Origin of the sequence: Cecembia lonarensis LW9, assembly GCF_000298295.1 — a bacterium.
Lineage (GTDB): Bacteria > Bacteroidota > Bacteroidia > Cytophagales > Cyclobacteriaceae > Cecembia > Cecembia lonarensis.
In genome coordinates, this window is the sequence record NZ_AMGM01000086.1 from 1 (window position 1) to 15,629 (window position 15,629).

The following is a 15,629-nucleotide window of genomic DNA, read 5'->3' on the forward strand; positions in this document are numbered from 1 at the left end:
CCCCCTTTTTTATTAAAACTTCAAAATGAATTCCTGAAGGTTGTCACTTCTTTCTAAGTTTAATTTTTTTCTCAAACGGTATCTTGAAATTTCAACCCCTCTCGTACTTATGTTCATGAGGTAGGCAATTTCCTTTGTCGATAAATTCATTCTTAAATAAGCACTGAGTTTAATTTCCTGTGGACTAATTGTGGGATATGCTTTTTTAAACCTATTCATGAAGTCTCCGTGCACCTGATCGAAATGAATTTCAAATTGTTCCCAATCTTTGTCCTCAGCAATATTTTTGCTAATGCTGTTGATTACTTTTTGAAGCTCATTTTTGACTTCCTCGCTTTGACTTTTTTTGATGATTTGCGTCAATTGGTTTTTAGTCTGATCTATAAACCCATTTTTATTTAACAAGTGCATGGTTGCTGAAGCCAATTCCTTATTTTTACCTTGTATTTCGGTTTCCAGTTTTTCTGTTTTTAGCTTTTCAAGCTCTCTTTTTGATTGAGCCAAATCTGTAGATTTTTCCTCCAGCTCCTTTCTTTGTTTCGCCGTGATGGCTTTAGTTTTTTTCTGATAAAGCTTGTCCACCCTGTTAAATGTGATTGCGCCAAATCCAATAAAACATAATAAGTAAATAAACCAGGCGGCATTGCTTCTATACCATGGGGGGAGTACAGTAAATGAAAAGGTATTGGCTTCGACTAGCTGTTCGTAAATATCTTTACTTTGCACATGGAAAGTGTACTTCCCTTCCCTAAGGTTGGTATAGGCCTTATCACGTTTTGAGGTCCACTCGCTGAATTCATCCTCTAACCCTTCTAATTTGAACCTAAACTGTGTAGTATTTTCATTATTTGGGATAGTATTGGTATACTCAAAGCGGATATCGGCTTGATTATACGCTAAAACAAGGCCTTCATCTGTACCAAAATTTTCTTCCATCCTCGTTGTGTTTTTTCCTAAAAATAAAAGCGAATCAGTGGGTTTGGTGAGGTAAACAGCCCGAATAAAAGTGGGAAATGCTGCTGGGATGGATTTGTTAATATCTTTTTTGTACCAGATGAATCCTTCATTAGCAGCATATAGGACCTCATTTGATTTCAAGAGGGAAACATTCTGTAAGTCATCATTCAGAAATGGAATGATTTTGTTGAACAGTTCCTTGATCTTGATGTAAGTTCCGTCCATTTGTTTTTCCAACACCCCAGCCTCATAGAGCCCTATATAATAAATGTTACCGACTGGGTCTTCCACCAGACTTGTAATGAGAAAGTCATGCTCAAAGTAAGGGTTTATCAACTCATCTTTTTCGAAACGGTCTGTTTCAGGATTATATACGTAAATCCCATATTCTGTGGTAAAAATAATTCTTCCACCTATTTTCCATACAGAATTTAAAAGGTTGGTAGGTAACCCATCTTTATTGTTGAAAAACCGAACATTAACTTCTGTTAAATCCTCTGATAATTGAATTTTAAAAATCCCCTTATAACCATGTGATACCCATATATGACCCTGTTCGTCTTGCTGAATCAATCTGGCAGATTCATCGAAACCTTTTAAAACCCTAAGGAACTTATAGTTTTCCCCTTGCTTTTCAAATAAGGCCAAACCATTGTAGGTGCCTGCCAATAGAAGGTTAGGATTTTGCTTCAAGGTAATATAAGTCCATAAACCATTTATCCCATCCAATCGGCTGGCCAAATTATTATAAATGACAAATGCCCCTTCATTATGGGCAAGGAGTAAACCATTTTCTATATTGTGAAAGCTGTAAGACTGACCTTCGGCATTGATTACTTTGGAAACCGCATGATCTGGTCCTGAAATTTTACTTACCTGAACATTAGTGGCCAGATAGATATCTTCACCTACCTGTTTTGCTGCATATCCTGTTCCAAAAATACCCGAATCAGGCCCTAGTATCCTGAAGGGAAGGCTGATTTCCAAAAGTGATATTCCATTGTTATGTCCTAACCAAATATTACCTGCCTTATCTTCAAAGAGGGAGATGATGGTGTTATTATTAAGCCCTCTTTGAAGATTCATATGCATCTCCAAGAGGCCATTTTCTTTCAAAATATACAAACCATCATATTGTGTACCAATTGCTATATTCCCATTTCTAAGCCTAAGAACAACATTCACTTTATTGAGATTAGGCATTTCATAGGGTTGCCATTTTTTGGTTCCTAGCTGCGTGTTTAAAAAAACATCCCCCTTCTCTGTGAATATCATTAACTCCCCCGGAGTTTTTTCCAAGACTCCAGATACCAAGTCCTGTCTAAGAATTTCAGTTTGTGTTAGCTGTACAGCTTCTTGCTGCTCTAGTCTCATCAAGCCTACTTCTGTATCCTGGAAATAAAATTGATTGTTGCTTACATGAAAACTATTAAAAACCCCTATAGGCTCTAGGGTTTTCTCCAAGTTTCCGCTTTGGTCAAAAATGAAAATTGCCTTAAAAGAGCAAAAAACATACAAATTGCTGATTTTGTATATTTTCCAAACTTCCTCTATGTTCTGGTATTGTAATGGAAGTCTGGGCGTCCATGAAATAAACTCAAAAAAACCCTGCTTATTAGGACGAAAATATCCCAATTGACCCTGCGCTGCTATAAAAATCCTTCCATTTGTTTCAATAAAAAGGTCTCTTATTTTGGTGCTGTTGGGAATCGGATAACGGTTCCACCTCGTGCCATCATATTCCAATAAACCGAAGTTATTGGCAACATACATAATCCCATTCTGGTCTTGGCTTATGGCATAATTTTGTATACCCCCATTATATTCTTTGCTGGAAAAGTATTTTGAAAATGGAAATCCCAGTTCCTGAGTATATGCTGAACTCACATATAAAAGAAAAAGAAGTGAAAAAGTAACTTTCTTCATATTGTCAAAAATAGTCGTTATTCTCTGATACTTCAAGCCTTATGATGTGTTTTTTATTAAGTAATGATGTGTTATAATTATTTATTTAGGTTTTAATTTTATCTTCTAATTGCTCCTGTTTTATGGATTTTATATATTAGTTGCATAATAAAGATAATTAAGTTTGAAGAGAAGAAATGATGGATAGGATTCAAGAACTAAAGCTTTTTAATATTTTGGACACCGAACCTGAGCAGGAATTAGATGAATTGGCTCAAATTGCAGCCAGTATCTTTGATACACCTGTGGCTTTAATCACATTTATGGATGAAAATCGCCAATGGTATAAAGCAAAGATTGGTGTTAAAAGGGAAGAGGTTCCTTTGAAGGAGTCATTTTGTCAATTTTTGCTGGATGAAAATATAAAAAACTTAGTAGTCGAAGATCCATTCGTTGACAATAGATTTAAAGATAATCCTAATGTAGTATGTGAAAATGGAATAAAATTTTATGCAAGTGTTCCATTGGTTTCAAAGCTTGGAAATGTATTAGGCTCAGTTTGTATTCTCGATTACAAATCAAGGAGTGATTTTTCAATGACAAAACTAGGTGCACTGGATCTAATTGCGAGAAGAGTAATGCTTTATATTGAAACGAGGAAATTAGTGTATCAGCAAAATCAGGAAATCGAATTCAATGCAGAGCGTTTAAAAAAATTAACTGATTTAGTGCCTGGTGCTATATTTAAATTGTCTATTGGAAGAACAGGAGAATTGAAATTTGTTTTTTTAAGTGAAGGTATAAATAACTTAGCGCCCGGAATTTCTAAAGAGGATCTGAAAAAGAATCCGAGAAAATTATTGGATTTTATTGCGGCTGAAAGTAGGGAAAAGATTGAGTTTTTATTTAAATCTTCCTTCAAGGATTTGAGCCTTATCAATTTTGAATATATTTATGAAGGGCCTAAAAAGAATAAACTATGGCATTGGATGCGTGCAAGGCCTGAAAGAAAAAGTGAAAATGAAGTAATCTGGTATGGTATTATCTTAGATATTACACAAAAAGTAAACCACAAAGAAGCCTTGGAGAAAATGCTTTTTGATATATCTCATGTGCTGAGAAAACCTGTGGCAAATATAAAAGGAATAGTGGACGTTTTGCTAGAGGAAGATTTGACAAGCGAAGAAAGGGAGTCTTATTGTGCCGTCATATTTTCAGCAGTGGAAGAATTAGATGGGTACATTCACCAATTAAATCAAGAATATTTTTCGTTAAAATCACTACTTAATAAAAAGTGGGGATTGAGTTGATGTGTCGGAAGAAATCTCAAAAGTAATCAATAGTATCCCATTTTTTAACCGTTTTTGCATAGGTAATTACGCTTCATATATGATTTTAAGCATTTTATTGTAATTTATTGTATTTGAATGCTTTAAATTATTACTTTTAATGCTTATCTTCAGCTATTGAAATTTTACTTTTTAATGGCCGAAAAAATGGAGTGATGGGAAAAAATTATCCAGCAGCGCTGATATTAATAGACGATGATGAGGCAGTCAACTTCCTTAATAGGATAGTTATTTCTCATGCTGGATACAAAGGAGATATCCTTACCTTTAAAGATTCCGAGTTGGCTTTTGACTATTTATGCGGGATTACAAGTGATTTTTTGCCTCCTGTAGAACATGAAACCACCTATTTAATTTTTTTGGACTTGAAGATGCCCCAATTTAATGGATGGAGCTTTTTAAACCGTTATCTTACTTTGCCTGAATCCAAAAGAAGAAGATTTAAATTTGTCGTTTTGAGTAGTTCTATTGATCCTGAGGATAAATCAAGGGCTATGCAATACCAAGATGTACTGCATTTTGTTTCCAAGCCCTTAAAGGCAGAAAAGGTGAACGAAGTTTTAGAGATGTTTGAGGTGGGTAGAAGGGCTTAATCCGATCCGATAGTCCGATTCCTTTTCAAAACCAATAAACAATTAGATTTTATCAAGTCCTATATTTGCTGCAACACTTTGATTAATAACTGGTAATTGTGTATATAATGATCCTTCCTGGTCAAAATTAACAGGTTTTTTTGTTACTTTTAAATTCGATTTTGGGCTTATTGGAAAATAAAGGATGAAACCTCAGCATAAGATTACCCTAATATATTTTTTAGTTGGAGCGCTTTGGATTTTGCTAAGTGACATTACTATAGAGTGGTTATTTGAACTTGGAAAAATTGATCAGCTTACTTACCATCAATCGATCAAAGGATTGATTTTTGTTGGTCTAACGGCAGTTATGCTCTATTTTTTAATTAAGCATTATTATGATCAATTGGCGAATCGCCTGAAAGAGCTGGAGAAGCTTAACGAGGAATTAAGGGTCAAATCCGCTGAACTGGAATCCTCCAACAAAGATTTAGAACAATTTGCCTATGTGGCCTCCCATGATTTGCAGGAGCCTCTTAGGATGATATCAGGATTTTTGAAACTTTTAGAAAAATATACCCACAAAGAGTTGGATGAAAAAGCTGTGCAATATATACAATTTGGTTTGGATGGAGCAGAAAGAATGAAAGGAGTAATCCTAAATTTATTGGAATATGCCAAAATAGGAAAGACCGCTTATGTTTATGAAAGCATACATGTGGAGAAAGTGCTCAATGATATATGGCAAGTACAACAAAATAACATGGGAAATAAGGAGGCTGAGTTGGTTTTTAAAAACTTGCCGGTCATCTCAACTTATAAGATCCCTTTTACATTGACGCTTCAAAACCTGATATCAAATGCCCTCAAATACAAATTGCCCAAGCAAAAAATTATAATTTCTTTTACTGTAGAAGAACGGGATAGAGAGTGGCTTTTTATGGTAAAAGATAATGGTGTGGGTATTGCACGCGAAGATTTTGAATCAATTTTCCAACCATTTTTAAGACTTAGGAATGATGATGTCGTTTCCGGATCTGGAATGGGATTGGCGATTGTTAAAAAAAATGTAGAGTTGATGGGAGGTAGGGTTTGGCTTGAATCCGAAGTTGGTGTTGGGTCTACTTTTTACTTCACGATCAAAAAAGTATAAACTTTTAATGACTTCGATTAATTTTGTCAAATGAACTTAAAAACTCAAATCCATCTTATACTAAGGTGATTTCTATTTTTTTGAATAAAATTTAGCATAACCCTCTTAAACCGTTTGCAAGAAATGGTTTTCATTAACGCTTAAATTAGAAAAATGAACTTTAAAAAAGGCTTGGCCGTGTGTTCGATCTTGATTCTAGGGCTTGCCTTGATTGCTTGTGATTCCTCTGAAAAAAAAGCCAAAAAAAATAGAGGCAGGCTTTATGAACAAAAAGAATTTCGAACATTTACTCCCGATAAAGGAGGGAAGGAAGCAAAGCCTTCTGCCACATTGGGTTATCAGTCCTACATTGAAGAATTGGAATCCTCGCACTTACGTCAAATGAACAGACTTGATAGTATACATGAAGCCTATTCTTCGGCGGATAGAGATCAAAATATGGGTATATTTAGAGATATTTTCTATCTAAAAAAGCAAGGCGTAGCTTTAAAATCCACGATTATCCAAATCAGAGGACTTTCCTCCTATGAGTTTAATGCACAAAGGGTTTTAATAAAAACTGAATTAGAGGAACTTGAAAAAGAAATTACTAAGTTGGAGAAAGGAATGAATTAAAAGGTAGCCTACTAATGTCCATTAGACTTTTTATTTTCAATATTTTCAACTTCCTGCAAAAGGACTTCCGAATATACCTACAGCCAATTCAGCCCAAATTAAAAAGAAGGCACCCAGAACAAAAGCAATCAATATTAGTCTTTGCTGAAGTTTTGGAAATTTTCTTAAGATAAGGTCTATTCCCAAACCAGTAATGGATAACAAAACCCCCATGAGGATAAAGTCAAATGGAGACCATTGGACTTCTTCTGTAAACTGCATGGCAATAAATGGAATGGATAGTAGTAATGCTACAATCAAGAAAATGGCAGAGATTCTTTTGGTTTTCATAGTTTGGGTGTTTATGGGGGTTGAAAATAAATGGGATTTTCAGGTTCAGATCAAATCCAGCAGTCCATTACTCATTTGATCAGAACATGTCACAAATGTACAATAAAAACACATTAGGTTGATTCTTAAAAAATGCTAAAAACCCCTACAAACCCCAATTATTTTGGATCCAAGGGTGCATTATCTTCTTCTTCCACCTCCTGTTCAATTTGGAAAACAATATCATCTTTAGATTTTGTTTCTCCTGTGTAAAAATTATGCACACCTATCATAAACGCAACCGTCAATGCCCACGCAAGTTTTTTGGCAGATTTCCAAACTAATTTTAAGTATTTTGCCAATAGTTTCATTCATCCATCAATCCAGGTAATAAATGTTCCCAGATCAGATTGAGCTCCGCCTGTCTATTCCGGCGATACTGGGCCACTGATTCCGGAGTATAGCGGGCCACTTTTTACGGGAATCATTGGGCCACTTTCCTACTGCAATTAATGTTAATTAAATCAAACGTCCAATTTCTTTTTTTTTCTCATTGAATCTCCCTCGAGTTCTATTCTATGTGAGGAGTAAACGAGCCTATCGAGTACGGCGTCTGCGAAACTTTTATTCTCGCATTTTAAACCATTCGGAATTTTTGCTTTCACAAATGTATAGGAAAATTAACTCCATTATGTTATTTTTACATATTGGAAATTAACAATAAATCTTATGAAAAAATACCTCTTGCTTTCTTTATTCTTATTGTTTGCTACAGGAGCTGGGCTTTTTGCCCAAGAAGCGCTTTTCCGTAGCCAACAAATCATCAGTCCGGAAATCCAGGAAACCAATAGGGTTACCTTCCGCTTGTTGGCTCCCAATGCCCAAACAGTTCAGGTTACCGGTGATTTTTTACCCACTGTTAAAATTGAATCGCCTAGGGGTATGGTGGATGGCCCCGGAAAAGCGGATTTGAAGAAAGGTGAAAATGGTGTTTGGGAATTTACCAGTGAACCCTTAGGTCCTGAGCTCTACAATTATTCCTTTATCATTGATGGATTTACAACTACAGACCCCAATAATCCTTTTTTGATCAGAGATGTGGCTTCAGTCACCAATATTTTTATCATTGGAGGAGGACATGCTGACCTATTTAAAACCAATACCGTCTCTCATGGTACGGTGGCCCGCAGATGGTACAGTTCCCCGGGATTGGGAATGGAAAGAAGAATCACAGTTTACACCCCTCCCGGATATGAAAATTCGACCGATCAATATCCAGTACTATATCTGCTACATGGCGCAGGAGGGGATGAGGAGGCTTGGGTTTCCTTAGGAAGAACTGCCCAGATCATGGATAACCTGATTGCCCAGGGCAAAGCCAAACCCATGATTGTGGTCATGCCGAACGGCAATGTGATACAAGATGCTGCTCCTGGAGAAGGAAGTTTAGGATTGTATAAACCCCAATTCATGATTCCCAAAACAATGGATGGCACCTATGAAGCAAATTTCATGGATATCGTGAATTTTGTGGAAAGCAATTACCGTGTAAAAGCAGATAAGGCCAGTAGAGCCATAGCCGGTCTTTCTATGGGAGGTTTTCATACCATGCATATTTCCAGGTTCTATCCCAATACCTTTGATTATATAGGTTTGTTTTCCGCGGCAATCATGCCTAGAGAAGATGCTACCTCAAAGGTTTATAGTGATATTGATGGTACACTAAAGACTCAAATGGAAAATGGATACAAGTTGTATTGGATCGCGATAGGGAAAACAGATTTCCTATTCGATGCCAATGTGGAATTCCGTGAGAAATTGGATAAAATGGGCATGCCTTACGAATATGAGGAAAGTGAAGGGGGACATATTTGGAGAAACTGGAGGATTTACTTGAGTCAGTTTGCACCGAGACTTTTCCAATAATGAATTAAATACACTTTATAACCCAATACCATGAATAAGATAATCTTTAAAGCCTTCCTTGCTGCTTTTTTGTTGTTAGGCAATGTTGCCAACCTGAAAGCACAGGAAATCAGTGCCATGCAGGCACCACAAGTAGTTTCTCCGGAAGTTGGCCCTGACAATGCTGTCACCTTTAGGGTGCTGTCAGAAACAGCCAATTCGGTGACCATCAATGGAAGTTGGATGGGATTTGGAAAAACCTTACCCTTGACAAAAGGTGAACAAGGAGTATGGTCTATTACCATAGAACCATTGGCTTCTTCTATGTACCATTACAACTTTTTTGTGGATGGTGTGGCTGCTATAGATCCAACAAATCCCCATGCACTGAGAGACGGTACACGTTATGCCAGCTTGCTAATGGTACCTGGGGAAGGCGCTGAATTGTTCCAGATGAATGATACACCACATGGAAATATGTCCCAGGTTTGGTATGATTCTCCTTCTTTAGATGCTTACAGAAGAATGTATGTCTATACGCCTCCAGGCTACGAATCCGGTCAGGAATCTTATCCAGTGCTATACTTATTGCATGGTGGGGGTGGTGATGAAGATGCCTGGACCTCTTTGGGTAGAGCCAACCTGATATTGGATAACCTGATTGCCCAAGGAAAAGCCAAACCCATGATCATCGTCATGACCAATGGAAATGCCTGGCAAACTTCCACTTTGCGTCAAAAACCTGGATTACCTCCGATTACCAGGGAAAGTTATGTTCAGTTTCAAGGTCAGTTTGAGAAAAGTCTGGTAGAAGATGTAATACCCTTCATTGAAAAACACTATAGGGTAAAAGCCAATAAAGATAGCCGTGCTATCGCAGGCTTATCCATGGGAGGAGGTCATACCATTACAGCTTCCATCACCTATCCGGGCACATTTGGCTATATAGGTGTCTTTAGTAGCGGCATATTCAATCAGAATGAGAATATGGACGAAATAGAAAAGAAGTTTTTGGCCTTAAAAGCCAGTGGAGTCTCCAAATATTGGGTAGCCTGTGGTGTGGATGACTTTGTGATGGAATCCAATAAAAGGCTGTTGGATGTATTGAAGAAAACCAATTTTGAGCACGAATACTATGAGAATGAAGGTGGACATACCTGGGCCAACTGGAGAGAATATTTGAGTTTATTTGCCCCGATGTTGTTTTAGGGGGCAGATATCTATCTGAAAATAAAAATCCCTTTCTGAATAACATCAGGAAGGGATTTTTTGATTTTGGGCTATATCTACCCATCTCTAAGCCGCCTCCGCTATCCCATTAATAAAAGTTTCCACAAAACCCAGAATTTTATCTTTGATGCGCTCGGCAATGCTTTTACGCTCTTTGAGTGCGGGCTTTTGTTTGAGCAGGCCAATGATGTCGTCACGCAGGGGTTCTTTCTCGGTGTAGATAAAGTCACCGATCACTTTTTCCAACCCGTCGGAGTCCAGTCCTTCACTCTCGCAGAGGCTTTTGAGCGCATCCATGCGCTCCTTGGTCCAGAAGATAGCAAACTCCTCGGGTATGTTTTCGGTGTCCTGAATTTGTGGTAACTGTTCTCGTATAAACTTTTCGATCAGTTCCCGCTTGCTTCGAAGTTGGGCTTCTCCAACCATGAGATCGATAATGGCTTTCTTTTGCTTTTCCTGATCTTCTGGTTTGGCATCTTTCAGGTTGGCCAGTAGTTTGAGAATGTAGGTCACATTGATCTCGTCCCGGTGGATCAGTTCCAGCTCAAAGTCGATGTCGTTGAGGATGGAAACTTTCTCTTTTTGCTGGGAGCCTTTGCTGCGCTCGTACAGGTCCAGGTACTTGCTTTTGTAGTCTTCGAAGGACTGCTCAGGCATGGAGAGATCTTCAAACGTAAACTCCGTGAAGGTTCCCAGAACGTTCTTCAAGCGCATAAGCTCACGGAAGGCCTTGATGAATTCCAGCTGGGCTTCTTCATCTGGCAGATCGTTTACAGCGTTGACGGTGGGCGTTATAGTAAGCAGCTCAATGTAAGCTTCGTTGAATTTCTGCACGTACTCCTCATAAGGAGCCATGATGATTTCGTCCTTGGCGTCCAGATTGGAGAAGAGGGCAATGGCCTGGTCTGTGGCGGATTTCAGGTTGCGGAAAGCCACGATATTCCCCTGTGATTTGAGTTCGTCCAGAATGCGGTTGGTGCGGGAGTAGGCCTGTATCAGTCCGTGGTATTTCAGGTTTTTGTCTACGTACAGGGTGTTCAGGTTCTTGCTGTCAAAACCCGTCAGGAACATGTTCACCACCAAAAGGATGTCCACCTGCTTGTTCTTTACCTTTTTGGCAATGTCGTTGTAGTAGTTGTAGAAGCTCTGACTGTCCTTGGTGGAATAATTGGTACCAAACTCACGGTTGTAGTCTTTGATGAAGTCGTCGAGGAATTCTCTGGGGTGTTTCTGACTGTTGTTGCCATAAGGAGCGAGGTATTTTTCCTCCGCAGCCATGGGCAGGTCATCATCGCCAACTGCTCCCAGTTCGTCAATATCATCATCTATCAGATCCACATTGGCACCATAGGAGAAGATGGTCGCGACACGGAGTTGGTGCTCTCCGGCTTGCTTCTTGGATTGGAATAGCTTGTAGTACTCGATGAGCACAGGCACGCTGGAAACACAAAAGATAGCTGTGAAGGTCCTGCTGTGTGTCTTTCTGACGTGATGGTTGATGATGTAGTCCACCACATTATTCAGCCGTATGGGTGCGTTCATGACTTCTTCTTCATCTATCGCCTCCACGTTGATGTCGAAGATATGGTCTTTCTTTTTGAAGGTGCTGATGTACTCCACGGAAAACTTAAGTACGTTTTCATCCCGGATGGCATCGGTGATCACATACTTGTGGAGGCAGTCCCCAAAGAGCATGGTGGTGGTACGTTTGCCAAACTCGTTGGAACCTGCGTTTTCTTCAAAGATGGGTGTTCCTGTAAAACCGAACATCTGGCACTTCTCGAAAAAGTCTTTGATGTCGGCATGGGTTTTCCCAAACTGGCTGCGGTGGCATTCGTCAAAGATGAACACGATGCGTTTGTCCTGCAGCTGTTCCATCTTGGATTTGTAGGCGTTTTTGTTCACCGCATTGGCCAGTTTTTGTATGGTGGTGACGATGAGTTTATCGTTTCCGGTCAGCTGCTCCACCAGTTTCTTGGTGTTGCTGGTAGCGTCAATGCTGCCTTTGCTGAAACTGTTGAATTCCTGTGAAGTCTGGGTGTCCAGGTCTTTTCTGTCCACCACAAATACTACTTTATGTACCTGTGGCAGGTTGGTCAGAATCTGGGCGGTTTTGAATGAAGTGAGTGTCTTTCCCGAACCTGTGGTGTGCCAGATGTAGCCGTACTTAGGAGAGGTTTTTACACGCTCCACTATGGCTTCTGTGGCATAGTACTGATAAGGCCGCAACACCATGAGCGACTTGGCAGTCTCATTTAGGACAATGTATTTGGTGATCATCTTGGAGAGATGGCATTTCTCCAGAAAGATGTCTGTAAACTCCGAAAGCTGGGTAATCAGTTTGTTTTTGGTGTCGGTCCAGTAAAAGGTCTGCTTGAATGAGCGCTGATTAAAAGAGCTGTTGGCGTAGTACTTGGTGTTGACGCCGTTGCTGATCACAAAGATCTGAATGTATTGGAACAGGCCCTGTCCCGCTTCGTAGGAGTGGAGGCCATAGCGTTTGGTCTGCTTGAAGGCTTCTTTAAGTTCCAGACCACGGCGTTTGAGTTCGATCTGCACCAAAGGCAGCCCATTGATCAGGATGGTGACATCGTAGCGGTTTTTGTATTTCCCTTCCATGGTCACCTGCTGGGCGACTTGGAATTCATTTTGACACCAGTGTATCTGATTGATCAGTTCGATGGTACGGGCTTCGCCACTGTCATCGCTGTAGTCCACACGGTCACGGAGGATTTTGGCCCGCTCGAAGACCGATCCCTTATTGAGTGCGTTCAGAATCTGTGCAAACTCCTTTTCGCTCAGCTGGGTTTTGTTGTGTTTTTCCAGCTGGGATTTCAGGTTATTGAGCAGGGCAGCTTCATCCGGTATCAGCACCTTCTGATAGCCCAGCTGCTGCAATTGCTGCATCAGATTGTTTTCTAAAGCCTGTTCGGGTTGTGTGGTCATGTATAAAAAATGCCTCTGTGATCAAAACAAAACTGTTGTAGAAGCAAGATGTGGAAAACCTTGGAATTAAACAAGGTTTGGGAGATGAAGTAGAAGGATAGAAGTTAAGCTAACAATCCGCGAATTTTTGCCGCAGTATTCAACAAACCAATTTTTGTCAAGGTTCTTAGAACATCCTCTTTTGATTGTGGAGGTTTTTTTAGTCGTGAAACAAGCCTGGAAAAACAGTCAAGCACAGAGGCTGGGTTCTCTGAAATGAAGAGACAAATAAAATCATCTGGATGAATTACTTGTGGCTTTTCATTCTTCAAGGCTGAAGTTTTGAAATCTTTCAAGTTTACTGTAACCAAGTAATCAGTGTTAGCTTCCAAAGCTGCGGCAAGTACATGTCTGTCATTGGGATCTTTGAGTGAAAGTGCTTCAATTCGTCTTTCATAGCCTTCAATGGATGCATCAGGAAAAGCCTCGTTCATCAAGGTGATTGTTCTTTCTAAGCCTTTAGAATCTAATTCAGGACGTTTTTGCAATAGGTTTCTTTTCCACTCTTGATGAATCTCCTCCGTCCAAAACGGTTTGAAATGACCATCCTCGGCAAGAGAAAGCAATAAGTCTCTTATTGGCGCAGGGAAGATCACGTTTGCATCAAGTAGTGCTAGAATCATGCTGCTGTTTTAATAACCAAGATCCATTTCTTGTGCCTCTTGAGCCAGTTTGTCCAAAGCTCTTTTTCTAGTTTTTCTAAGTGCATTTTCATACCTCTTGACATCATCGAGTAGAACCCTTCGATGTGATCCAACTTTTTTGTGGGGTATTTTGCCTGACTCTAACAGTTTGACCAAGTGGGGACGAGAAACATTCAGAATATCCGCCGCTTCCTGTGTGCTTAACTCTTCAGCGAAAGCAGAAACCTCCACACTTTTTCCACCTGCCATCGCTTCTAAAACTTTCTGAAGAAGTAAGACAGCTTTTTTTGGTAAGGAAATGGATTTCCCTTCAATTTCGAAAAGTAGGGATTCTTGAGTTTTCATTGAAACTGTGATTTTTTCTAGCGTCATTACCGACTTTTGAGCCTCTTTCTTGTCCTTCTTTGACGGTTGTATGATTGATGTTGTCATGACCAAGGTTATATATGAAAATGTAATATAGTAAACGAAACAAACGAAACAAAAGTTTATTGGGAAAGTTCCTACGCTACCGCAAACAAAAAGACCCGTCAGATTTTCAAAACCTGACGGGTCTAAGGCAAAAGCCACGCCCTGGGACGCTGTTCAAGTGGGTAGCGTGGCGTGTACTGTTAATGCAAAGGTAATAAAAAAAAAATGACCCGAGAGCAGATCTTACGGTATGCAACTCAGGTTCTGTTGATGATAAGGTAAGAATTTTAAATGGTTTTAAAGAACTCCGTTAGGAGTTGAAACCGAAGGTTGTTAGCCCCGAGTGAAAACTCGGGGATGGTGATGAGTTGTCCATTGGTTATCCCAACTCCGGAGGAGTTGAATTTTTCACGGGGGAGTTGCGTGTACCTGTAATTCAACTCCTATCGGAGTTTTGAGATCGGGGGGATGGATGCATTTTTTTACCCCGAGTAGTGACTCGGGGTTAATGCCCTTGCGGGATTGAACCCCTACCGGGGTTTCGGGGAATGGCGGGTAGGAATATGGTGGATACGTGGTAGCTTTTTTCCTCTGATTTCGGGTTTTGGGGCTAATGCCCTGATGGGTTTGAGCCTCTAGCGGGATTTTTGGTATTCCCGATTTGGATTTTCATTATGTTTTTTTAGAGGCATGTTAAAAACTCCGATAGGAGTTTACTACCGCAGGTTATTAGCCCCGAGTGGAAACTCGGGGATGGTGATGGGTTGTCCATTGGTTATCCTAACTCCGGAGGAGTTGAATTATTCAGCATCTGATTTTATCCGATTATAACCGTTTAATTGTCGAATTGATAGGATATGAATTTTTAGATTTAACCTTCAAAGTTCATATATATGGCAAGCACATACACTTCTATACACTATCATGTCATCTGGACAACCTATTTAAGGAAACCCACTTTAAGAAAAGAAGGGAGAAAAGAGCTTTTCAATTATTTGTATGGGATATTGAAGAATAAAAACTGTCACGTCCATCGGATTAACGGAGTAGAAGATCATTTGCACTTGGCTATTTCACTCCATCCTGCTATATCCTTGGCGAATTTGGTAAAAGACATGAAGCTGGCATCCAACCAAATGATTAAATCCCAAAATCTCTTTAATGGTTTTGAAGGATGGCAGGAAGGGTATGGAGCGTTTACATTTGGGTATTCAGCTCTTGGTGATATCGTTAATTATATCATAAATCAGGAAGCGCACCATAAGAAGGTTAGTTTTTTAGAAGAGTATGTGATGATTTTGAACGAATACGGAGTCAAATATGATCCTAGGTACCTCCTGTAATTCAACCCCTACCGGGGTTGGGGGATTTGGGGTGATGGATGTGTTTTTTTACCCCGAGTAGCGACTCGGGGCTAATGCCCTGATGGGATTGAACCCCTACCGGGGTTTGGAGGAATTTCGGGAAAACCTGATTTCGGGTTTTGGGGTTAATGGCCTGATGGGTTTGAGCCTCTAGTGGGATTTTTGGTATTCCCGATTTGGATTTTCATTATGTTTTTTAGAGGCATGTTAAAAACTCCTTTAGGAGTTTA

The 15,629-nt window shown here is 39.6% G+C and carries 14 protein-coding genes; 7 read left to right on the top strand and 7 right to left on the bottom strand.

Features of this window, described 5'->3' with window-relative positions:
* Positions 1 to 12: 12 nt before the first annotated feature.
* Complete coding sequence (locus B879_RS17560) at positions 13 to 2,883, bottom strand: ligand-binding sensor domain-containing protein (RefSeq protein WP_157231685.1); 2,871 nt, start codon at positions 2,881 to 2,883, stop codon at positions 13 to 15.
* 176 nt (positions 2,884 to 3,059) lie between these two features.
* On the opposite strand from B879_RS17560, the gene B879_RS21905 reads away from it, so the two are divergent.
* The 4 genes from B879_RS21905 (at position 3,060) to B879_RS17580 (ending at position 6,551) form a co-directional block, all read left to right on the top strand.
* Positions 3,060 to 4,172: a GAF domain-containing protein gene (locus B879_RS21905; protein ID WP_009186561.1), complete on the top strand. Its 1,113-nt coding sequence runs from the start codon at positions 3,060 to 3,062 to the stop codon at positions 4,170 to 4,172.
* 194 nt (positions 4,173 to 4,366) lie between these two features.
* Entirely contained in the window at positions 4,367 to 4,804 is a 438-nt protein-coding gene (locus tag B879_RS17570) for a response regulator (RefSeq protein ID WP_009186562.1), read from the top strand.
* A 184-nt stretch (positions 4,805 to 4,988) separates the two neighbouring features.
* Positions 4,989 to 5,936 carry a sensor histidine kinase gene (locus B879_RS17575; protein ID WP_009186563.1) on the top strand — a complete coding sequence of 316 codons (948 nt, stop codon included), beginning with the start codon at positions 4,989 to 4,991 and terminating at the stop codon, positions 5,934 to 5,936.
* A 153-nt stretch (positions 5,937 to 6,089) separates the two neighbouring features.
* On the top strand, positions 6,090 to 6,551 hold the full coding sequence (locus B879_RS17580) for a hypothetical protein (protein ID WP_009186564.1): 462 nt from the start codon (positions 6,090 to 6,092) through the stop codon (positions 6,549 to 6,551).
* Between the two features lie 45 nt (positions 6,552 to 6,596).
* Here the strand turns inward: B879_RS17580 and B879_RS17585 are convergent, their stop codons facing one another.
* The 3 genes from B879_RS17585 to B879_RS23250 all read right to left on the bottom strand — a co-directional run bounded on the left by B879_RS17585 (position 6,597) and on the right by B879_RS23250 (position 7,525).
* A complete protein-coding gene (locus B879_RS17585; protein WP_009186565.1) occupies positions 6,597 to 6,881 on the bottom strand; it encodes a hypothetical protein in 285 nt (94 codons plus the stop codon).
* 158 nt (positions 6,882 to 7,039) lie between these two features.
* Entirely contained in the window at positions 7,040 to 7,231 is a 192-nt protein-coding gene (locus B879_RS17590) for a hypothetical protein (RefSeq protein ID WP_009186566.1), read from the bottom strand.
* Positions 7,232 to 7,384: 153 nt separating this feature from the next.
* Positions 7,385 to 7,525, bottom strand: a complete 141-nt coding sequence (locus B879_RS23250; protein WP_306413707.1) for an ATP-binding protein — start codon at positions 7,523 to 7,525, stop codon at positions 7,385 to 7,387.
* 64 nt (positions 7,526 to 7,589) lie between these two features.
* On the opposite strand from B879_RS23250, the gene B879_RS17595 reads away from it, so the two are divergent.
* Both B879_RS17595 and B879_RS17600 read left to right on the top strand, forming a co-directional pair.
* Positions 7,590 to 8,786 (top strand): esterase, encoded by a 1,197-nt coding sequence (locus tag B879_RS17595; RefSeq protein WP_009186567.1) that lies wholly within the window; start codon positions 7,590 to 7,592, stop codon positions 8,784 to 8,786.
* Between the two features lie 30 nt (positions 8,787 to 8,816).
* Positions 8,817 to 9,974 carry an esterase gene (locus B879_RS17600; protein ID WP_009186568.1) on the top strand — a complete coding sequence of 386 codons (1,158 nt, stop codon included), beginning with the start codon at positions 8,817 to 8,819 and terminating at the stop codon, positions 9,972 to 9,974.
* A gap of 87 nt (positions 9,975 to 10,061) precedes the next feature.
* On the opposite strand, the gene B879_RS17605 is transcribed toward B879_RS17600, so the two are convergent.
* The 3 genes from B879_RS17605 to B879_RS17615 all read right to left on the bottom strand — a co-directional run bounded on the left by B879_RS17605 (position 10,062) and on the right by B879_RS17615 (position 14,194).
* The gene (locus B879_RS17605) at positions 10,062 to 12,941 is read right to left on the bottom strand and encodes a type I restriction endonuclease subunit R (RefSeq protein ID WP_009186569.1); all 2,880 of its coding nucleotides are present in this window, start codon (positions 12,939 to 12,941) and stop codon (positions 10,062 to 10,064) included.
* A 104-nt stretch (positions 12,942 to 13,045) separates the two neighbouring features.
* Complete coding sequence (locus B879_RS17610; RefSeq protein ID WP_009186570.1) at positions 13,046 to 13,603, bottom strand: PIN domain-containing protein; 558 nt, start codon at positions 13,601 to 13,603, stop codon at positions 13,046 to 13,048.
* A gap of 9 nt (positions 13,604 to 13,612) precedes the next feature.
* Positions 13,613 to 14,194 (bottom strand): helix-turn-helix domain-containing protein, encoded by a 582-nt coding sequence (locus B879_RS17615; protein ID WP_202949657.1) that lies wholly within the window; start codon positions 14,192 to 14,194, stop codon positions 13,613 to 13,615.
* Between the two features lie 734 nt (positions 14,195 to 14,928).
* Here B879_RS17615 and tnpA point away from each other — a divergent pair.
* Complete coding sequence (gene tnpA / locus B879_RS17620) at positions 14,929 to 15,378, top strand: IS200/IS605 family transposase (protein WP_009186572.1); 450 nt, start codon at positions 14,929 to 14,931, stop codon at positions 15,376 to 15,378.
* The last annotated feature ends 251 nt before the right edge of the window (positions 15,379 to 15,629 follow it).

Bases quoted from the DNA above. Each gene is read 5' to 3' on its own strand.
- B879_RS17560 (WP_157231685.1), bottom strand. From the start codon at position 2,883: ATGAAGAAAGTTACTTTTTCACTTCTTTTTCTTTTATATGTGAGTTCA.
- B879_RS21905 (WP_009186561.1), top strand. From the start codon at position 3,060: ATGATGGATAGGATTCAAGAACTAAAGCTTTTTAATATTTTGGACACC.
- B879_RS17570 (WP_009186562.1), top strand. From the start codon at position 4,367: ATGGGAAAAAATTATCCAGCAGCGCTGATATTAATAGACGATGATGAG.
- B879_RS17575 (WP_009186563.1), top strand. From the start codon at position 4,989: ATGAAACCTCAGCATAAGATTACCCTAATATATTTTTTAGTTGGAGCG.
- B879_RS17580 (WP_009186564.1), top strand. From the start codon at position 6,090: ATGAACTTTAAAAAAGGCTTGGCCGTGTGTTCGATCTTGATTCTAGGG.
- B879_RS17585 (WP_009186565.1), bottom strand. From the start codon at position 6,881: ATGAAAACCAAAAGAATCTCTGCCATTTTCTTGATTGTAGCATTACTA.
- B879_RS17590 (WP_009186566.1), bottom strand. From the start codon at position 7,231: ATGAAACTATTGGCAAAATACTTAAAATTAGTTTGGAAATCTGCCAAA.
- B879_RS17595 (WP_009186567.1), top strand. From the start codon at position 7,590: ATGAAAAAATACCTCTTGCTTTCTTTATTCTTATTGTTTGCTACAGGA.
- B879_RS17600 (WP_009186568.1), top strand. From the start codon at position 8,817: ATGAATAAGATAATCTTTAAAGCCTTCCTTGCTGCTTTTTTGTTGTTA.
- B879_RS17605 (WP_009186569.1), bottom strand. From the start codon at position 12,941: ATGACCACACAACCCGAACAGGCTTTAGAAAACAATCTGATGCAGCAA.
- B879_RS17610 (WP_009186570.1), bottom strand. From the start codon at position 13,603: ATGATTCTAGCACTACTTGATGCAAACGTGATCTTCCCTGCGCCAATA.
- tnpA (WP_009186572.1), top strand. From the start codon at position 14,929: ATGGCAAGCACATACACTTCTATACACTATCATGTCATCTGGACAACC.